This window comes from Microcystis ichthyoblabe FBCC-A1114 (assembly GCF_050500245.1).
GTDB classification, from domain to species: domain Bacteria; phylum Cyanobacteriota; class Cyanobacteriia; order Cyanobacteriales; family Microcystaceae; genus Microcystis; species Microcystis ichthyoblabe_A.
The window spans coordinates 795,330-813,067 of sequence record NZ_CP191408.1 but is presented as its reverse complement, the minus strand read 5'-3'; the positions used below and the strand labels follow the sequence as shown (position 1 = coordinate 813,067).

Sequence of the window (17,738 nt, the reverse complement as noted above, 5' to 3'; positions counted from 1 at the left end):
CTCAATTGTCTATCTTTTGGCATTAACCTGTTTGTGCCTTAAGTCCTTCCCTGTATGGATTTCAGCTACTTTTGAGCTTAGGTACTCTCATCGAATTTTATTTTAAGTTAATTATTTGCATAACAATTCCCGAAGAGCCTGAAAGTTTTTTGGAAGAACATGAATGGCAATCTTTGTGTGCCACTATTCATAAAAAGAGTCCGCCACCTGAAAAGCCGCCCTCCTTTCGAGAAGCGGTCAGAATGATTGCTTCTCTTGGGGGGTTTTTAGGTAGAAAAGGTGACGGTGAACCAGGTGTTAAAACTATTTGGTTGGGACTGCGAAGGTTACATGATATCAGCCAGACTTGGAAACTATCTCATCAAATTAGTCCCCCCATAGAACCCCCTTGAGCCATCTTGCACACTTTTCTCTTTTTGTCAAATTTTATGTTAAGAAAGATGTGACTAATGGATAGCCTTATCAAGGGGGGACTAAGGGGGGATCAAAGGGGGATCGAACCTAAAATGGCTCTTCTAGGTTCTGTGTGATAAGTTTAATTGACATAGGATCGATCGATCTTTGTGTCCTTTGTGTCTTTGTGGTTCGTTCCACCCCCTCGCTAGGAGAAATGTATCTTAGAATACATTTTACCCACCAAAGCTGGGAGAGCCCTAAAATCCATTTTTAATTTAATTATAACCAGCTAAGTACCTAAGCAAAATTAATTACACACATCTAACCACCTCTTGCCTTTTGCCTTTTGCCTTTTGCCTTTTGCCTTTTGCCTTTTGCCTTTCTTCACTAGGAAATTTATTTTGCACGACTACTTACTTATGCTAGGCGCAAAAACATCTCTCAATCTATCCTTACTTAAAACTCTGGGTTTAGTCGCCGTTATCGGTGGACTAATCATGGCTATGGTGGAAATGCAACAGGAAAAGGTGAAAACCTTGACCAAAGAAAAATTATTAGAGAGAAATTATAGTCAAGAATCTCGCCTAGAAAATGCTCAGGTTGAGTTATTGAAAAATATGCCAGCTTTTGGCTTTGATAATATGTTAGCCAATTGGGCAATGTTACAGTTTATTCAATATTATGGCGATGGGGATGCTCGTAGGGAAACTGGCTACGGTTTAAGTCCCGATTTTATGGAGATTGTCACCAAAAATGACCCAAAATTTGTCCGCGCCTATTTGATGATGTCCGTGGCTTCTTCTGTCAATGCTGGCAAACCGGAAAGAACCGTTGAGATTATGAATAAAGGTTTATCAAAAATCACTCCTGATGTCACCGATGCCTATTTTCTTTGGTTATATAAAGGAGTGGATGAACTATTATTTTTAGGTGATATTACTGCGGCAAAAAAATCTAATCAAATGGCCGCCGATTGGGCGAAAATTGCTGGTAATGAATTTATCGAAAAATCCGCTAGGGGAACAGTAAAATTTTTAGAAACTAATCCCGATAGTCGCGCCCCTAGAGTCGGTGCTTGGATGTTAGTCTGGATAAATAGCCAAGACGAAGAAACCCGCAGGTTAGCTAAGGAAAATATCGAAAAATTGGGCGGTAAATTGGTTGTGGTTAATAATAATCAAGTGATGGCAATTCCTCCGAAAGATTAGGAGTTAGCATATTTTTCATCCTGCCAAAACTTATTATTTAATAAGCCATCAATATCCTCAGCAAAGGGACAAACATCGGGAAAATTAGAGTCTGGATAATCCTCTTTCATCGCTTCTAAAGCTTCTCGATAACATTCTTCTAAAATCTCTATCATAAACCTTTTCAAACTAGGAGAATACTTAAATTCCTTCTTCAACTCCTTGCGAAAATTTCTAATTTCAATTTCCCACCCTCGATAACAATCGGGAAGAACCACATAACAACGTTTTAATAAATGTTCTAATAAACGAGTTAAAAAATTATCGACCGCTTTGCGTTGACTTTTCCCCAAAGATTCCACCTCCTCAATCAAATTCTCCAAATCAACCTGAGATAAATCCCCAGATTTTAATTGCTTAACCGTCTTCTCTATCCACAAAGCAAAATCTTGATCATACAGATTTTTTACCTTGGCTAAAGTCATAATTTTTCCCCTGTTAAACTTAAATTCATTTCTTGAAAATCACACTAAATCTGGTTATTAAAGACTGATTATTTATTGCGCTTAACGGATTTAGCATCAGAGTTTAACTTTCTCAAAATCTATGGTTTAATAAACTATCAATATCCTTAGAAAAAGGAGAAATATCGGGAAAAATAGCATCATATTTAATTCGCATATTCTCCACCGCTTCCTGATAACAATAATCACAAATATCGGTTAAAAAACTGCATAAACTAGGGGAATCTTTAAGGATATATTTTAACTTCGATTGACAGCGTTTAATTGTTACTTCCCAACCTCGATAACAGTCAGACAAAGGAAGATAACGCCGTTTTAAACCGTGTTCAAATAATGTAATTAAACGGTTTTTAAGTTCCCTTTTATCTCGTCTTCCCAAAGACTCCACCTCCTCAATCAAATTCTCCAAATCAACCTGAGATAAATCCCCAGATTTTAATTGCTTAACCGTTTTCTCTATCCACAAAGCAAAATCTTGATCATAGAGATTTTTTACCTTGGCTAAAGTCATAATTTTGACCTCCTCTGTTGACTAATTGCCTTCATTTTAGCGAAACTTGGCCAATTCAGACTAAATCCGGTTATTAAAGACTGATTAACTATTGTCCCTATCGCAACAGTGCCTCTCCTCAACCGATTTAGTATTATAGCCCCGAAAACCCAACAACTAACAAGCCACAAACTGCACCGATCGAGGGATAATATAACCTTGATATCTATGCCATCATCTTATGAAAATTTTAATTATGGGTGGAACCCGATTTATCGGCGTTTCCCTGACTAAAGTGTTAGTAGAACAGGGTCATGAGGTAGTATTATTCAATCGTGGCAATAAACCCGCCCCGGTTGCTGGAGTACGACAGATTCATGGCGATCGCACTGACCCAGGGCAACTGAAAGAAAAGCTTAAAAATGAGAGTTTTGAGGCAATTTTCGACAATAATGGCAGAGAATTAAGTGATACTCAGCCCCTCGTCGAGATATTTAGAGACAGAATTGGGCATTTTGTCTATGTTAGCTCGGCGGGGGTTTATCTAAAATCCGACCAAATGCCCCACAAAGAAGGGGATAAACTAGATCCCAAAAGTCGCCACAAGGGAAAACACGAGACAGAAAACTATTTAAGCGAGATGGGTTTACCCTGGACTTCCATCCGTCCAGTCTATATCTACGGACCGCGCAACTATAATGACCTAGAAGCTTGGTTTTTTGACCGTTTGGTTCGTAATCGTCCTATTCCTATACCTGGTCATGGGGAACATTTTACCCAATTTGGTCACGTTGCCGATCTGGCCCAAGCCATGGCCGCAGTATTGGGTAATTCTCAGGCTATCGGTCAAGTGTATAATATTTCCGGCGATCGCTATGTAACTTTTAACGGTTTAGCAAAAGCTTGCGCGGCAGCCATGGGGAAAAATGCCGAGGAAATCGAGATTGTTAACTATAACCCCAAAAAATTTGACTTCGGCAAAAAGAAACCTTTCCCCCTGCGGGTTCAACATTTTTACGCTGATATTAATAAGGCTACCCGGGAGTTAAACTGGCAGCCTGAATATGATCTCGTCAGTGGTTTAACAGACTCCTTCCAGAATGATTATCTCGCTTCCGGTCGCGATCGGCAAGAAATAGACTTGGCGATCGATGACCAGATCTTGGCCAACCAATAAGGGACTTGCGTGGGAATAATATCCCAGCCAGAAAATCGCTCTGTAGAAGAATCAGACCAGCCAGATGGCATATTATCAGCAATTCTCATTTTAAGGTTTCATGACATTAAAACCCTTGCACCTAGAGGGGTTAATAATTCTTAACGAATCTCTAGATCGCTGAAACAACGCAAAATCCTTTCAAAATGAGAATTGCTGTTCGAGATGTTAGGGACTTGCGCTAATGTCTTGGAATTCATGACCGACGCAATAGTTGCAGACAGTTTATTTGTGGAATTGGTGCAGTAGATCGCGAAATTCCTGAAAACTAATCTGATTATCGCGACCAGTATCGGCCTGCTGTAACATAGCTTCGATTTCCTTGTCTGTCACCCCCGGTTCGATCGCCTGAAGACAAGCTTTTAACTCCTCAAGGCTAATTTGTCCAGAGCTATCACTATCGAATAGCTGGAATCTTTCCAATAAAATTCTTTCCTGTTGATCACGATCGCTGTCACTACTAAAAGATAGACGATCGAAAACCTGAAAAGCGCGGGCGATATTTTGCCATAATTGATCGGCCGGAGGACGATGGAGAATCGTTTCCTCCTCCTGACCAGTAACTCTGTACTGGCGACGCAAAGACTCGACAGTTTCGGTTTCTGCGGCCGGCAATTCCGTTAATAAATGCTCGATCGCCTCCCTGGAACTCTTACCGGTTAACACTTCCAGCAATTCCGAACCCACCTGGCGATCGGGGTCTTTTTTCCAAGTCACCAAGAGACTTTCTGACAAAGCATCGCGATAACTCTGCAAACGTAACCAATCCTCGCGACTATACTGCTTTTCCGGATCGAGAAGTTCGGCCGATTCCACACCCAACTCTGTTAAAATCGCCTGATGTTCTGCCTCAGTAATCGTCAACTCTAAGCGCATTTGTTGCAGGATTTCGAGGCTGTGTCCGAAGTCACTATATCCCTCCTCCAAAGCCTCTTTTAACACGGCTTTATAGGCTTTTAAACACTTCTGGTGCGTGAAATCCGGCAGTATCTTGGCCAACACATACACCTCATCTGCGTCCAAAGTTTCCAGCGATCGCCGATCGAGATATTTAGCCGTATCGAGATTCAGTTTACGCAACTGTTTACGCAATTTTCCTGCGAGTCCTTCCCGTTGGTAACGACTCGGATCCCTTATCCAAGTGCGATATAACCATAAACTACTCAAAACAGCCGCTAAAATACTAGCGAAATAATGCCAAAATTTTGGCAAAAGATTAATAAAAGGACGACCACCGAAAATAAAGAAGAAATTGAAAATCAGAAAAGTTCCGAAAGTAAAGACTCGATGACGGATAATTTCGGTTGGTAAGGGCGACTTTTTACGGATTCTATAGACTTTATAGGCATTTTCAACTTTTTTACCGAGAAAATAACCCAAAAAAGTGCAGATTGCCAAAGTTAAGGGAACAGCTACCAGCTTCGGAATCGGAATCTGATTACCCGCAAGATAAAAACCCGGTTTAAAGAGGGATTCTAGCTGATTTTCGTCGTGCGCCCAAGCTCCAGAGAAATAATAGTCCCAATTGCCAGCATAGAGATAATAATAGATAAAATAGCCAAAAACTAAGCCAAAATAACCGTAATAAAGCCATTGGCGATCGCTGTTATTAATCCCATCCCAATAGGATCTTTCCGCATCGATATCGATACAGGGACTTTGACAGGCAACACAGGCACTTTGTTCGCTACCATCTTCTCGGACAATACGACACATAGATTGAGTAATCCCACTGCGACTGTCTTCGTGAGCGGTACTATTCAGCAAACCCCTAGGTTCACCATAAATCCTTTCAACTGGACTCATGGGACAGAAATAGTTACACCAAGATTTGCCCCCATACCAGTAACCCACAAAGATCGCCGCTAGAATAGTAAAGATTAAAAAGCTACCCAAGACTAAGCGATCGGAATTATAAAAAAGAATCCGTCCGCATAAACCCAAAAATAACAGACTTAATTGTAGATAGAGATAATTCCGAGCTAACCAAGAGTTTTTCGGCACTTTATAGATTTCAGAGCGGACTTTTCCCGATTTATCGGTCTGTTTTTTCTGACGCTGTTTACCCAAAGCACGCGGTATTTGAGAAAGAAAGGATAAAGGACAGATACGCCGCCAGAGTTCGTGACCTAATACTAATAAGATAAAAACACCACTAGGAACCACTATTCCCCAAAAAATCGGCGCACCTAACTGATAGGAGGATTGGGGTAGGCAAACCCCCTGGACTTTAATGCACAGATCGGGATCCACTCTCAGGGGACTAGAAAGATTGTTAGGATCGGTTAATTTTGCCGAAATCGGGTCAAAAAATAGAGAAAATATCAGAATTAACCAAGCGATGGTCAGAACCCATCGCAAATAGTGCATCGAGCGTTCGGGAATTTGTGCAAACATATATCTGGACTTCCCCGTTGACAAAAGGCCATAACCTATGCTGTAGGAGGGATTAAGAGAATTTCCGCCGCCCCGTTACTGGGTACAAATCAGGGAAACTCCCAATAAATCTAACGCTTTTTGTTGCAGTTGGGTCGGTCGAGTTATCTTAGAAAAACGATAACTTCCCTCCCTAATCGTACATTCCACTGTATTCAAGCAAATTGTCCCCAGGTCTTCCAACAAAGTCCGAAAGCTATGCACAGGGAGGTTCTCTTGATTCCGTTTTTTTCTCTCTTTAGACTGAGCGGATTCACTGCGACTCGCTTTAATCACATTCAGAGAACCATCATCAATTTCTTCATCCTCAAATAACAAAGGAGCCAAGCACTGTTTTAAATGCCATTCCACATAATAAGCCAACATACATAAAAAGATATGAGCTTTGACTCTATCACCCTTATAATGATATATAGGACGTACCTTTAAATCAATTGACTTATAACAGCGAAATGCCTCCTCCACTTGAGACAAACTTTTATAAGCTTTAACCGTCGTCGCTGCATCCATCAAAGTTGACTCCAGAGAAGTTCTTAACACATACACACCATCCAAAGCCGTTTCTTGAGCGATTAATTCCAGCTTACGCTGATAAGAAAAGCCTTCTTCTGTTATCTCTAAGTTATAGTATTTATTGACCTTAAACTGATTAAGAACCTTGCCCACTCTCAAAGCTATCTTATCTTGACCCTTTAAAGCTCTTTTCTCCCTTTGAGTCGCCTGAACAATCAAATCTAGTTCCTTCTCTACCGCTTCTAATAATGCCTCTCTTTGTAGTTGATTTTTCTGGGCGATTAAGGGATTCCGACAAGCAATTAATCTTTCATCGGGATAATCTTCACTCTCAAATTCCACCAAGTTTACCTGATCAAATAATCCTAATTGAATCACTTCTACCTCAGCCAGTTTCCGAATTTGAGGCTTAGTTAAACCAGTAATATAGTCTAATCCTTCTATGGGTTTTACTAATTCGTTGATTTTCGAGTTGGTTAAAATTCCTCTATCGCTTACCCAGACAACATTCTCAATCCCCCAACCCTTTCTGACTTTCTCAATTTGTCCGCTTAAAGTAGCACCGTCTGAAGTGTTTCCTTCAAATACTTCTACCGCTATCGGACAACCCTTGGCTGAACAGAGCAGACCAAAAACTATCTGAGTTTTCCCTTTCTTTTTATCTCGGTTATAACCATATTTTCCCAGTTCACAACCATTTCCTTCTAGGTAGGTAGAAGTGACATCATACAAGACTAATGTTCCTGATTCTAAGTGTTTAATTGCTAGGTGCTTCTCAATTTTCTCTTGTTTTTCTAATAACCAATCTAAGGCGTTATATAATTCGTCTTCATCGGCTTTCTCTAAGTCTAACAATTGTCCTAAACTCTGACTACAAGTCTCGCTATTAAACCCTCTCGCTGTGGCTAGTTTCGATTTAGGATTGATGATTCTTGCCACAATCATCGCCACCACTAAGTTTCTGATTCGTGAGGATTTTTCACTGATTATTTTATCTAAACCTAATTTTTTAATCGTCTCTAAAATAGCCATTACATGACCATGAGGAAGACTTCTAATCACTTCAAAATGATTGGGAATGCCTTCAGTCATGGACAGTGTTGCGCCTTTAAGAGCCAGTTTCAGATTGTCGATAATATCATCGGGTAATTTTGAGAGATTGGCCAGGGTTCTTTTTTTGACTTGATCTCCTTCTCGGTAGGACTCCCGAAGAAGAACGGCGGGGGGGGAATTACGGTTAGGAACTTTTTCTATATACATGGCTATCATTCTAGCAAATAGAGAGAATTCTTGTCCATTAAGAAATGTTACAAATTACATGGGTACATTAAGAAAAGTTAAGGGGCGTATCCATTGATGGATAAGGGTTTTCGGCTATTATAGTATATATGTATGGGGGAAGTTCAGATATATATACATCTGAGTCAAGTCGTTTTGCTAAATTAATATCCAAGTTTCCAATCGATCATTCGGGAATTTGTGCAAAAATAAATCCACATTCCGCACCCTAAGTGTGACAACGTCTTAAAAGAGGAAGGAGCGTGAGTCAAAATACTTATCTAGAGGAGTGAGTTGGCGGCAAGCTGCCGCCAACTCAGCCAAAAATTTCAGGCTCTTCTAGGTTCTGTGTGATCAGTTTAACTTACATAGGATCTATCAATCTTTGTGTCCTTTGTGGTTCCTTCCACAATTCCTATTTCATCGATAATTCCGGCTACTAATCCCAGATGGTCTAGATTTTTGACTTCAATTTCTGTTGATTGATTCATGGTCGAACAGTCCACTCGCCCAAGTTTTCCAATAATTCCTATTTTTTCATAATTAGGGGTCTCCATACTCCCCCTAGCGGCCACAGAGAAAACCTTCACCAGCTAACTATTTTTACTCAAGTCTCTGGAGGGGGACAGCTTATGCGACAGTTGAGGGTGCGGAATGTGGGCTACAAATAGGAAGATTTTATGCTCACAATAGTGATAATCCAAGCTGCCATATTTCCCATCTCCTAAAACTGCTGAAGCTAGAGTTCAACCCCAGGGAGCAGAAATAAATTTAATCGCATTATTTGACCTAAAAAAAGAGGGTTCGCAGGCAGGTACGGATTCCCATTCTATATATAAGTATCTGTCAAGGGCGGGGATTTGTCAAGGGTTTTTTGAGGAAATCTGCCGGCATTTCAGGGGAAAAAATCGGAATCGAGGATTTGTTCGGGACTATAGGGACAGCTTTCGGCAAAGATAGCGGCCAGTAATTGGCTTTTTTGTCGGACTCGCTTCACTGCTTTGGGGTAAATAACGGCGATTCTGGTTAAAAAATAGTTATAAAGGGTTTTCGACTCCAATAAAAGTTCTAATTCCACCCGAAAGTTACCGATTTCGTCCTGCCATCCCCGCGCACATCTTTCTCGTTCCTCCGGCCAGTATTGGTAGAGAAGCAGATGAATGAGTAATTTTAGGAGATAACTATCTACTTTATCTCTCTGTTCGTTCCCCAATGCTTCGATTTCTTCTCCGAGATGTTCCCAATCTAATACATCTGTCTGTCTTTGTCGCAGTTGTTTGGCCGTTTCTTCTAACCAAGCAGGATAGTCTTGTTCGTATAAGTCTTTAGTTGTCATAACCTATCCTCTTTAGCGCTGGTCAGGTATTAGATTTTTATTTTCTTGACGCTTATCTAACCTGAAAAAAGAGGGTCTGTAGGAAGGCACGGATTCCCATTCTATATATAAGTATCTGTCAAGTGCGGGGATTTGTCAAGGGTTTTTTTGAGAAAATCTGCCAGAATTTGGCCAGTAGGATAAGAGATTGTTTCACCTTTGCCTGTGGGCTACAATAAGCAGATGAGCAAGAGGATAGGATTACAGGAGTTTTAACAATGCGGTTACTACGGGTTCAAGTTTCTGACTTTCGAGTGTTAAAGAATATTGATCTTAGTTTCGGGAAAGACTTTTTTCCCAGATATTTCCTATCGGTAGTTTGGTAGGTTGGATTGAGGCACGAAACCCAACGCCAGTTGCGTAAACACCAATCCAATAAATGTTATCCTAACTTGATGCAATACCGTAGAGCAAAAACACCTAGAGCCACTTATTTTTTTACAGTTGTGACATACAATCGTCACAGAATTTTGTGTGAACCTGAAAATGTGGATTGACTACGAAATGCTTTTAAATATGTTATGCGACAACATCATTTTAAGATTGATGCTATTGTCATTTTACCAGCTCCCATTCATGCTCTTTGGACATTGCCTGAAACGGATGCAGATTTTTCAACTGGTTGGCGATTAATTAAAAGTTATTTTAGCCGTCAATGTCATTTTCAATATCACGGTAAAATTTCAACATCTCGACAACATACATAAAGGAGAAAAGGCTATTTGGCAACGTCCCTTTTGGGAGCATCAAGTTCGAGATGGTCGCCAAGGGCGCGCCTACGGCGATCGAGATTTTGTTAATCATCTCGAATACATCCATTATAATCCTGTGCATCATGGATTAGTAAACGCTCCGAAAGATTGGCAATATTCCAGTTTTCACCGTTAGGTTGAAGAAGGAATTTATGATCAGATGTGGGGAGCTTCAGAAAAGCTGATCTTTGATAGTGATATTGGTATGGAATAAAATGTAGAAGTGAAACCCAAAAAATTAAGGTAAGAAATAAAGGCAATGTTGGGTTTCGTCACTAATATCGATATGGAATAAAATGTAGGTTGGTTTGAACGAAGTGAAACCCAAAAAATTAAGGTAAGAAATAAAGGCAATGTTGGGTTTCGTCACCTCAACCCAACCTACAGATCAGCGATCACACTACAGGATCAGCGATCACCTTTATCGAGAAGAAATAGCTACCTGCACATTCGGAGAAAAATTCTCGATTTTTTGAGAAGCATTAAGAATTTCAATCCCGATTACATTACCTGCTTGATCATAGTCAAGAATAACCCCCGGACTGATTGCCTCACTTTCTTCTACGGGTGTGTCATGCCAGGTAATTGTTAAAACGTCAACTTCAGCATCATATTTAGCTTTCATTTGATAGCTGCCTATATTTTCTAAGTTTACTGGTTACATATAGTGTAACAATTTTTTGAGGCTCAACTAAGTCATTAATGTAAATTCTCAGAAGATAAGTTTTATTGTTAATGGTGACAAACGTACCTTGATAAACTTTGAGTCCATCTTCTTCTAAAATTTGCTCAGGATTATTGAGGATGTCCTGCAATATTTTTAAAGAGATTTGGCGTTGAATAATTTTTTCTTCGGCATGGTGACTTAAAATAAAGTTCACGAGGATTTCGGAGTATTTTTTTGTAAGGGATTAGGGTTCTTCGGTTTGTCTTATGCAATGGACGGGGTTATAAGGAATGAAACCTTTATAGAGACAGACATTGCCGCAATTTTTGTCAATTGTTGGCGATCTGGAGCGAACTAATCAATTAAATCTCTTGCCAGATAAGGATTGAGTCGATTTATGCCCCCCTATCGAACGATACCAAGTCCCGAAGAGCCATATTTTATATGGCGAAGAAAAAGAGCATGAACCCTGAGAAATTTCTCGATACAAGTTATGCGATCGCTTTATCTTCATCTACGGACGATTATCATCTATATTGTCAAAGAAACGATAAAAATTGGGGAATTGTTGACTGTATTTCTTTTATTGTAATGGAAGAGCGTAGAATAACGGGGCTCTTCTGGTTTCTGTGTGGAAACGAGGTCTATACTGATAGTTTATTTAACAAAATAGTCCTAAAAGTCTTTCCCAGTAAACATTTCACAATTTCATAAGCAAAAATTATCACACAAAGTCGAGAAGAGCCATAACGGAAGCATTAACAACGGATATTCATTTTCAGCAAGCTGGTTTTCGAGCTTTGTTGAGAGATTAATCTCAGGGCAGGCGATCGCCATTCCCCCATCACCCAAAAGTGATCGCCATTCCCACATCACCCAAAAACGATCGCCTCTCCTCATCATCCAACAGCGATAGCCATTCCCAAAAAATTGCTCCTCCCAAAAGCGATCGCCCCTTCACCCTTACTCTAAAAAGCGATCACCTCTCCCTGTTTTATAAAAAAGCGATACTAAAACCGAACAAATTCGGTGACAATCAGTAGTGAAAAAATTCAACCAATCGATCAGCCACTACCATTGCTACCCGTTCGTCAAGACTGCCAATTGTGGCAACAATTCGGGTTTTGTCAATCGCCCTAATTTGGTCTAAAGCAATACTGCCGCGCACATTTTCTTGATCAATGGGGATTCTTGTTGGGTAATTTTTGACAGTACTGGTGATTGGTGCAATAACGACTGTTCTTAATCGAGCATTAATTTCACTAGGAGAAACAACAACACAAGGTCGAGTTTTTTGCAGTTCAGACCCCCTAGTTGGATCGAGTGCCACCAACAGGATGCTAAATCTTTCTACCATTGATTTTGCCGCTCAAACTCGTTTTCCACCCCTAACCAATCCTGTAACTCGGCTTCAATAGGAGCATCATCAAATAACTCAGCCCAGCCTTCCCTCACCTTCTTTTTAGCACTCAGAATAATTCTTTTTCCATCAACTATCGCCTCAACTTCGTCCAGAAGTTCACACTGTTCCATGATTGCTTGAGGAATTGTAATTGCTTGAGAATTACCGATTTGTACGATTTTTAGCAACATTTTGACGACCAGATAAACATACGATAATTATATCAACTTATACTGATTAGAGAGCGATCGCCCCTCCTCCTCAAAATCGCCATTCCCCAAAAATTGCTCCTCCCAAAAACCATCGCCCCTCCCCATCATCAAAAAATGATCGCACTACAAGATCAGCTACAAGCTCGGCGATCGCATTAATAAAAATCCAAAAAATCAGATAATTACGGTGAATAACAATCAATTTAGTGCGTTACTACAAGAGCGATCGCACTTATTGACCTCGCCCTGGCTTACAGTCGGCAAAACTTAATGCCTCTGTGTCTAGAAAACTGGCGATCGCCATCTCAAGGATTGCTTCAACGGGATAATCAATTTCAGTAGCGCGAGCAATCAGGGCATCCTGAATCCAGTCTGGTAAGCACTTTAAAATATTTTCCGCATCCGCAGACGAGATTTGCTCCGAAAGTTTCACTTGCATGGGTTAGGACTCCAGTATGAATTTGAACATTATACGGTGGCTCAGTTGCCCTTAAAATGATCGCCTCTAGTTCTAATAGTAGCGCAGGGTTTTTTGAGTAAGGTATTGTCTGCACCGCAATTCGTACCAGCTATTCTCATTTTGAAACGATTTTGCGTTGTTTCAGCGATCTAGAGATTCGTTAAGAATTATTAACCCCTCTAGGTGCAAGGGTTTTAATGTCATGAAACCTTAAAATGAGAATTGCTATATTTTGAGAAGAGGCCGTTCTCTCAGCAAAAAAATAGATTAAAATGAGTGTGTCAGCCTGATTAACAAGATGAGTTATGCCAACACCGACTATCATCGAAACAGATTTGCGCGAAGTTCTAGCAGAAATGAATCAGAAGCTAGATACAATTTCTAAAGATGTGAATCAAGTACAGATTCGATTGGCTACTGTAGAAACCAAAGTTGATAATGTAGAGAAACGATTGGATTCAATGGATAAGCGATTCGATAAAATGGAATTACAGATAGAAAAGGTAGAAAGCAATCAGGGCAATCAGGTTTGGGCTTTGATTGGGATTTTGTTTACGGCGGTAGTGGCAACGTCTATCCGTTTTGTTTTAACAGCTTTACCCTAGATTTCAAAAGAAAACCTGATCGCGTTTTTAAGATTTAATCAACAAGAAAACAGCGATCACCGTTATCTCAAGTCATCTTCGGTCAGATCAGCATCTTTCAAAATACTCTTAAGAGTACCAATTGGTAAATCTTTATTGCCATGAACAGGAACGGATAAAATAACTTTCATTCCCTGTTTTGTATAAATATGATGACTACTACTAATGCGTTTTAACTGCTAACCATAACGTTCGATAATTTTACAAAGGGCTTGGCCAGAAATAGATTTCATAATGATAATTCGACTAGCTCTTTTTCTGCTTCAATTTCTGTTTCTTGACTTGCAACTTCAAGCCATCCTTGAACTGCATCTTGCAACATTTCTAATAATTGTTCGTAGCTTTCTCCCCAGGTATGACAGCCTGGCAATGCCGGTACGGAACCGCACCAAATACCATCTTCTTGCCAGATTAGAGCTTTAATTTTCATGTTATTTTCAAAATATTTGCCTAATTTTACTATGATAATAGAAAAATACGATATGTGATCGCCCCTCCTCCTCATCAAAAAGCGATCGCCCTTTGCCTTCCTATCCCAAGCGGCAGCTTTAAAGTTTAACCAACAAGATGACAGCGAATAACAATCAATTTGGTGTGTTACATTTATAATATAGATATTTCAAGTAAAAATCATTTCACCAACAGATCATGCTTAATTCTATTAACGCATTATTTGACGGAAAGGTCTTTCATCCAGAGCAACCCGTTACATTGAAGGCTAATACTCGTGTCCGCATTATTGTTGATAACTTATCGGATGAAAATAATGAACTCACTTCTTTTTTAGAGACAGCAGAATCATTACAACTAGACGGCCCCTCTGATTGGTCAGAAAATCTAGATAAATATTTATATGGCGAAGAAAAAGAGCATGAACCCTGAGAAATTTCTCGATACAAGTTATGCGATCGCTTTATCTTCATCTACGGACGATTATCATCATAAAGCACTTGCCATTGCCCAACAATTAAAAACTTCAAAAACACCTTTAGTTACAACCAGAGCCATTATTTTAGAGATTGGCAATGCTTTATCTAAACAAAAATATCGCTCTAAGTCAATTAAATTATTGTCCTCATTAGAAAAGGACAGAACAGTGACAGTTATTCCCTTATCGGAAATTCTTTATCAAAAAGCTTTTCAACTATATTGTCAAAGAAACGATAAAAATTGGGGAATTGTTGACTGTATTTCTTTTATTGTAATGGAAGAGGGTAGAATAACGGAAGCATTAACAACGGATATTCATTTTCAGCAAGCTGGTTTTCGAGCTTTGTTGAGAGATTAATCTCAGGGCAGGCGATCGCCCCTTCTCCTCCCCAAAAAAAACGATCGCCCCTTCTCCTCCCCAAAAAGCGATCGCGCTACAAGATCAGCGATCGCACTACGTTAATATCTTAATAACGTTGTTTAGGAATAACATAAGCTTTCATCCTATAACTATTACGACTGCCTTTTTCACTAAACCAATTACCAGTCGCCCCAAATTGGAAAATTTCACCTCTATCAAATTGATAAGTTAGTGATGTACCTGAATTTCTCGAAACATCATAAGAACCGGCAATACTTTCTGTTGGCCTTCCAGCAATAGGGACAACCGCATCTTGGGGAAAAATGTCAAAAGACGCATTACTTTTACCAGAACCAACTTGAACATCTATTCTTAAAGTTCCTCCTTCTGTGAAATCTCTAGTATCTATATCAACAACATCATAATTTTGTTGTCCGTTGCCTGGTGCAATTAAGACACCTTCATATTCTGCAACCCTATTATTCCTTGTTAAGACTAACCGAGGTCTTTCTGATGTGTTTTATTTCTTGTTATTTTCCTTTAAATCTATCGTGATTGGCAATGCGTAGACACTAGCTTTATCATACACTAAGATTTTGACGGCAATTATAGCGTAACAAAAACCTATGACCATCAGAACGGATAACTTAGACAAATAACTTGTTTGTAGTAGTAATTTTGATTTGATTTTGGGTTTTAAGTTCATCAGATTTTACATCCTTTTACAGATCAATTTTACAACATAGACGGATCTCTGACCTTGCAGTGCGATCGCCCTTGGCGTTCCAGCAATGACAATTTTAAAGTTTAATCAACAAAATAACAGCGATTACATTGAGCCTAGTCATAATGAAATTTACAACTAATAATAATAATTTTTGTCTCTGTTGGTTCCCCAATCCAATACATCTGTCTGTCTTTGTCGCAGTTGTTTGGCCGTTTCTTCTAACCAAGCAAGATAGTCCTGTTCGTATAAGTCTTTAGCCCTAGTCAGGTATTAGGTTTTTATTTTCTTGACGCTTATCTAACCTAAAAAAAGAGGGTTCGCAGGCAGGCACGGATTCCCATTATATATATATAAGCATATGTCAAGTGCGAGGATTTGTCAAGGGTTTTGACAGTAGAAAGGGAGAAACCTTTTAACAATACACTTGTTCTAACATAGCGGTAGTGAGAGATTTTTGGCCGTGATAATAGAGACGACGATTGAGACAACCGATCGATTTAACATAGGTAGATAGGGTTCCCAGATCATGGGAAATAATTAAAATAGTCATCCACTCATTCAATTCTTGCAACAGGGAAAAAATACTAGCACGCATTTGGGGATCGACACTGGCAGTGGGTTCATCTAAAATCAAGAGACGGGGTTCTACCGCTAAAGCGCGAGCGATATAAACCCGTTGGCGCTGTCCCCCCGAAAGTTCAGCAATCGACCTTTTTTTCAACGCTAACATTCCCACACTATCTAAAGCTTTATCTACCCTTAACTCATCTTTTTTACTATAGCCTTGCCAGAGTTTTTTGCTGCTCAATCTCCCCATTTTCACCACCTCACCCACAGTGATGGGAAATGAGCGATCGCATTCAACAAACTGCGGCACATAACCGACTAATTCCCGACCTTTTTCGACATTTTGCCCCAAAATACTGACTTCTCCCCGCCAAGGTTTAATTAATCCCAGTAAAACCTTAAGGAGGGTAGTTTTTCCTCCTCCATTCGGGCCGATAATTCCCAGGAAATCCAATTCTTCAATGGTTAAATTAATATCTTCGAGGATGGGTTCCTGTTCGTAGCCGGCCCAGAGATTACTAATGGTAATGATCGTTGACATATACAAACAATTACTGATTTAAAACTGTGGCCATTTTTTGGGAAACTTGTCGCAGGTTTTCACTCCAATTTTGAGCAAAGGCACTGATAGGGATTACCTGTCCCCCAATTTCCCTAGCAATAGTTTCGGCACTTTTCTGACTAAATTCTGGTTGAGTAAAAATAACTTTAATATTCTCTTTTTTGGCCTGTTTGATTAGTTGACTTAACTGGGCAGCACTGGGTTCATTACCGTCGATTTCGATCGCAATCATCTCTAAACCGTAATCTTGGGCAAAATAGCCCCATTCGGGATGAAATACCATAAATTTTTTGTTTTTAATCCCTGCCAAGTTTTGCCGAATTTCTTGATCTAATGCGTCTAATTCCTGACTGAATTTTTCCAAGTTAGCTCGATAGATAGCTTCCTGACCCGGATCGAGTTGTGCTAGGGTTTGATAAATAGTCTTTGCTTGTGCTTTGACTCGTTTTGGTGATAACCAAATATGGGGATCTAGGGTGTTTTTTCCAGCTTGATGTTTTTTTTCCTTAGCGTGATCGTGATCGTGATCATGTTCTGCTGTCAAAGGGATTTTATCTACCCCTTGACTGGTATCGACGATTAACATCTGTTGGTTAACACTCTTTAAGCGATCTTTCCAGGCATCTTCTAAGGATACACCAATTTTAAAATAGGCTTGCGATCGGGCTGTGGTTTTTAATTGTTCGGGTTTTGGTTCATAGGTGTGGGGATCTGTCCCGGGTTGAATCATGGCATTAACACTGACTCTATCACCGCCGATACGTTTGACAAAATATTCCTGCGGTACGATACTCACTGTCACCTGTAAGGGTGTCTTTGCTTCCTCTTCCTTGACCGAGGGACCACTACAAGCTGTTAAGCTGGCTATAGTCAGGGTTAAAGCGATCGCTGTTAACTGGAATTTTTTACCCATCGGATTAACTGAGTCTGATTATGATTCTGATCTTATCACAGTCGGTGAGAATCGTTATCATTCTGAAAATATTTCGGTATAGATGTACTGGTTTTTTGTCCTTCGATCTTTCGCTCCCAATTAAAA

General features: G+C 39.8%; 20 protein-coding genes and 4 pseudogenes. 8 read left to right on the top strand and 16 right to left on the bottom strand.

The features are described from left to right. Window positions 1-131: 131 nt before the first annotated feature. Together ACQY1Y_RS03840 and ACQY1Y_RS03835 are read left to right on the top strand one after the other, a co-directional pair. A pseudogene (locus ACQY1Y_RS03840) lies at window positions 132-392 on the top strand (IS4 family transposase); the annotation flags it as partial. 423 nt (window positions 393-815) lie between these two features. After that, window positions 816-1,604 (top strand): hypothetical protein, encoded by a 789-nt coding sequence (locus ACQY1Y_RS03835; RefSeq protein WP_430014013.1) that lies wholly within the window; start codon window positions 816-818, stop codon window positions 1,602-1,604. Here the strand turns inward: ACQY1Y_RS03835 and ACQY1Y_RS03830 are convergent. Together ACQY1Y_RS03830 and ACQY1Y_RS03825 are read right to left on the bottom strand one after the other, a co-directional pair. Beyond that, the gene (locus tag ACQY1Y_RS03830; protein WP_002736517.1) at window positions 1,601-2,068 is read right to left on the bottom strand and encodes a DUF29 domain-containing protein; all 468 of its coding nucleotides are present in this window, start codon (window positions 2,066-2,068) and stop codon (window positions 1,601-1,603) included. The genes ACQY1Y_RS03835 and ACQY1Y_RS03830 overlap by 4 nt on opposite strands. A gap of 112 nt (window positions 2,069-2,180) precedes the next feature. Then, window positions 2,181-2,618: a DUF29 domain-containing protein gene (locus ACQY1Y_RS03825; protein WP_190537511.1), complete on the bottom strand. Its 438-nt coding sequence runs from the start codon at window positions 2,616-2,618 to the stop codon at window positions 2,181-2,183. Window positions 2,619-2,838: 220 nt separating this feature from the next. On the opposite strand from ACQY1Y_RS03825, the gene ACQY1Y_RS03820 reads away from it, so the two are divergent. Continuing rightward, complete coding sequence (locus tag ACQY1Y_RS03820) at window positions 2,839-3,774, top strand: NAD-dependent epimerase/dehydratase family protein (RefSeq protein ID WP_016514465.1); 936 nt, start codon at window positions 2,839-2,841, stop codon at window positions 3,772-3,774. A gap of 264 nt (window positions 3,775-4,038) precedes the next feature. On the opposite strand, the gene ACQY1Y_RS03815 is transcribed toward ACQY1Y_RS03820, so the two are convergent. From ACQY1Y_RS03815 to ACQY1Y_RS03800, 4 genes and pseudogenes are all read right to left on the bottom strand, one after another. Next, window positions 4,039-6,210, bottom strand: coding sequence for an EF-hand domain-containing protein (locus ACQY1Y_RS03815; protein WP_430014012.1), 2,172 nt, complete (start codon window positions 6,208-6,210; stop codon window positions 4,039-4,041). 75 nt (window positions 6,211-6,285) lie between these two features. Further along, window positions 6,286-8,022 (bottom strand): IS1634 family transposase, encoded by a 1,737-nt coding sequence (locus tag ACQY1Y_RS03810; protein ID WP_430014641.1) that lies wholly within the window; start codon window positions 8,020-8,022, stop codon window positions 6,286-6,288. A 395-nt stretch (window positions 8,023-8,417) separates the two neighbouring features. Further along, window positions 8,418-8,531: pseudogene (locus ACQY1Y_RS03805) on the bottom strand (DUF4277 domain-containing protein); the annotation flags it as partial. Window positions 8,532-8,935: 404 nt separating this feature from the next. Beyond that, on the bottom strand, window positions 8,936-9,376 hold the full coding sequence (locus ACQY1Y_RS03800; protein WP_430014011.1) for a DUF29 domain-containing protein: 441 nt from the start codon (window positions 9,374-9,376) through the stop codon (window positions 8,936-8,938). Window positions 9,377-9,936: 560 nt separating this feature from the next. Here ACQY1Y_RS03800 and ACQY1Y_RS03795 point away from each other — a divergent pair. Continuing rightward, window positions 9,937-10,122, top strand: a complete 186-nt coding sequence (locus tag ACQY1Y_RS03795) for a hypothetical protein (protein WP_002775709.1) — start codon at window positions 9,937-9,939, stop codon at window positions 10,120-10,122. Window positions 10,123-10,588: 466 nt separating this feature from the next. On the opposite strand, the gene ACQY1Y_RS03790 is transcribed toward ACQY1Y_RS03795, so the two are convergent. After that, complete coding sequence (locus ACQY1Y_RS03790; RefSeq protein WP_002735323.1) at window positions 10,589-10,792, bottom strand: DUF2283 domain-containing protein; 204 nt, start codon at window positions 10,790-10,792, stop codon at window positions 10,589-10,591. Beyond that, window positions 10,782-11,048 carry a DUF4258 domain-containing protein gene (locus ACQY1Y_RS03785; RefSeq protein WP_002736548.1) on the bottom strand — a complete coding sequence of 89 codons (267 nt, stop codon included), beginning with the start codon at window positions 11,046-11,048 and terminating at the stop codon, window positions 10,782-10,784. Before ACQY1Y_RS03785 ends, ACQY1Y_RS03790 begins: the two co-directional genes overlap by 11 nt. Window positions 11,049-11,688: 640 nt before the next feature. Between ACQY1Y_RS03785 and ACQY1Y_RS03780 the strand changes: the two genes are divergently transcribed. Then, window positions 11,689-11,877 carry a hypothetical protein gene (locus ACQY1Y_RS03780; protein WP_148045311.1) on the top strand — a complete coding sequence of 63 codons (189 nt, stop codon included), beginning with the start codon at window positions 11,689-11,691 and terminating at the stop codon, window positions 11,875-11,877. Here ACQY1Y_RS03780 and ACQY1Y_RS03775 read toward each other — a convergent pair. The 3 genes from ACQY1Y_RS03775 to ACQY1Y_RS03765 form a co-directional block, all read right to left on the bottom strand. Continuing rightward, the gene (locus ACQY1Y_RS03775; protein ID WP_002735990.1) at window positions 11,871-12,191 is read right to left on the bottom strand and encodes a type II toxin-antitoxin system PemK/MazF family toxin; all 321 of its coding nucleotides are present in this window, start codon (window positions 12,189-12,191) and stop codon (window positions 11,871-11,873) included. The genes ACQY1Y_RS03780 and ACQY1Y_RS03775 overlap by 7 nt on opposite strands. After that, complete coding sequence (locus ACQY1Y_RS03770) at window positions 12,185-12,427, bottom strand: AbrB/MazE/SpoVT family DNA-binding domain-containing protein (protein WP_002736094.1); 243 nt, start codon at window positions 12,425-12,427, stop codon at window positions 12,185-12,187. The genes ACQY1Y_RS03775 and ACQY1Y_RS03770 overlap by 7 nt, the downstream gene beginning before the upstream one ends. A gap of 253 nt (window positions 12,428-12,680) precedes the next feature. Then, window positions 12,681-12,887 (bottom strand): hypothetical protein, encoded by a 207-nt coding sequence (locus ACQY1Y_RS03765; RefSeq protein ID WP_002736760.1) that lies wholly within the window; start codon window positions 12,885-12,887, stop codon window positions 12,681-12,683. A gap of 326 nt (window positions 12,888-13,213) precedes the next feature. On the opposite strand from ACQY1Y_RS03765, the gene ACQY1Y_RS03760 reads away from it, so the two are divergent. Next, window positions 13,214-13,513, top strand: coding sequence for a hemolysin XhlA family protein (locus tag ACQY1Y_RS03760; RefSeq protein WP_002755782.1), 300 nt, complete (start codon window positions 13,214-13,216; stop codon window positions 13,511-13,513). Window positions 13,514-13,575: 62 nt separating this feature from the next. Here ACQY1Y_RS03760 and ACQY1Y_RS03755 read toward each other — a convergent pair. Both ACQY1Y_RS03755 and ACQY1Y_RS03750 read right to left on the bottom strand, forming a co-directional pair. Then, window positions 13,576-13,785 (bottom strand): annotated as a pseudogene (locus tag ACQY1Y_RS03755) (type II toxin-antitoxin system HicA family toxin). After that, the gene (locus ACQY1Y_RS03750; protein ID WP_002735173.1) at window positions 13,782-13,982 is read right to left on the bottom strand and encodes a type II toxin-antitoxin system HicB family antitoxin; all 201 of its coding nucleotides are present in this window, start codon (window positions 13,980-13,982) and stop codon (window positions 13,782-13,784) included. Before ACQY1Y_RS03750 ends, ACQY1Y_RS03755 begins: the two are co-directional and overlap by 4 nt. 218 nt (window positions 13,983-14,200) lie before the next feature. Here ACQY1Y_RS03750 and ACQY1Y_RS03745 point away from each other — a divergent pair, with 218 nt between their 5' ends. Together ACQY1Y_RS03745 and ACQY1Y_RS03740 are read left to right on the top strand one after the other, a co-directional pair. After that, window positions 14,201-14,434: a hypothetical protein gene (locus ACQY1Y_RS03745; protein ID WP_002755783.1), complete on the top strand. Its 234-nt coding sequence runs from the start codon at window positions 14,201-14,203 to the stop codon at window positions 14,432-14,434. Then, window positions 14,424-14,840: a type II toxin-antitoxin system VapC family toxin gene (locus tag ACQY1Y_RS03740; protein ID WP_430014010.1), complete on the top strand. Its 417-nt coding sequence runs from the start codon at window positions 14,424-14,426 to the stop codon at window positions 14,838-14,840. The genes ACQY1Y_RS03745 and ACQY1Y_RS03740 overlap by 11 nt, the downstream gene beginning before the upstream one ends. 898 nt (window positions 14,841-15,738) lie before the next feature. Here ACQY1Y_RS03740 and ACQY1Y_RS03735 read toward each other — a convergent pair. The 3 genes and pseudogenes from ACQY1Y_RS03735 to ACQY1Y_RS03725 all read right to left on the bottom strand — a co-directional run. Further along, window positions 15,739-15,837 (bottom strand): annotated as a pseudogene (locus tag ACQY1Y_RS03735) (DUF29 family protein); the annotation flags it as partial. Between the two features lie 145 nt (window positions 15,838-15,982). After that, complete coding sequence (locus tag ACQY1Y_RS03730; RefSeq protein WP_409830683.1) at window positions 15,983-16,678, bottom strand: metal ABC transporter ATP-binding protein; 696 nt, start codon at window positions 16,676-16,678, stop codon at window positions 15,983-15,985. A 10-nt stretch (window positions 16,679-16,688) separates the two neighbouring features. Continuing rightward, window positions 16,689-17,612, bottom strand: coding sequence for a metal ABC transporter solute-binding protein, Zn/Mn family (locus tag ACQY1Y_RS03725; protein ID WP_430014009.1), 924 nt, complete (start codon window positions 17,610-17,612; stop codon window positions 16,689-16,691). Window positions 17,613-17,738 lie beyond the last annotated feature (126 nt).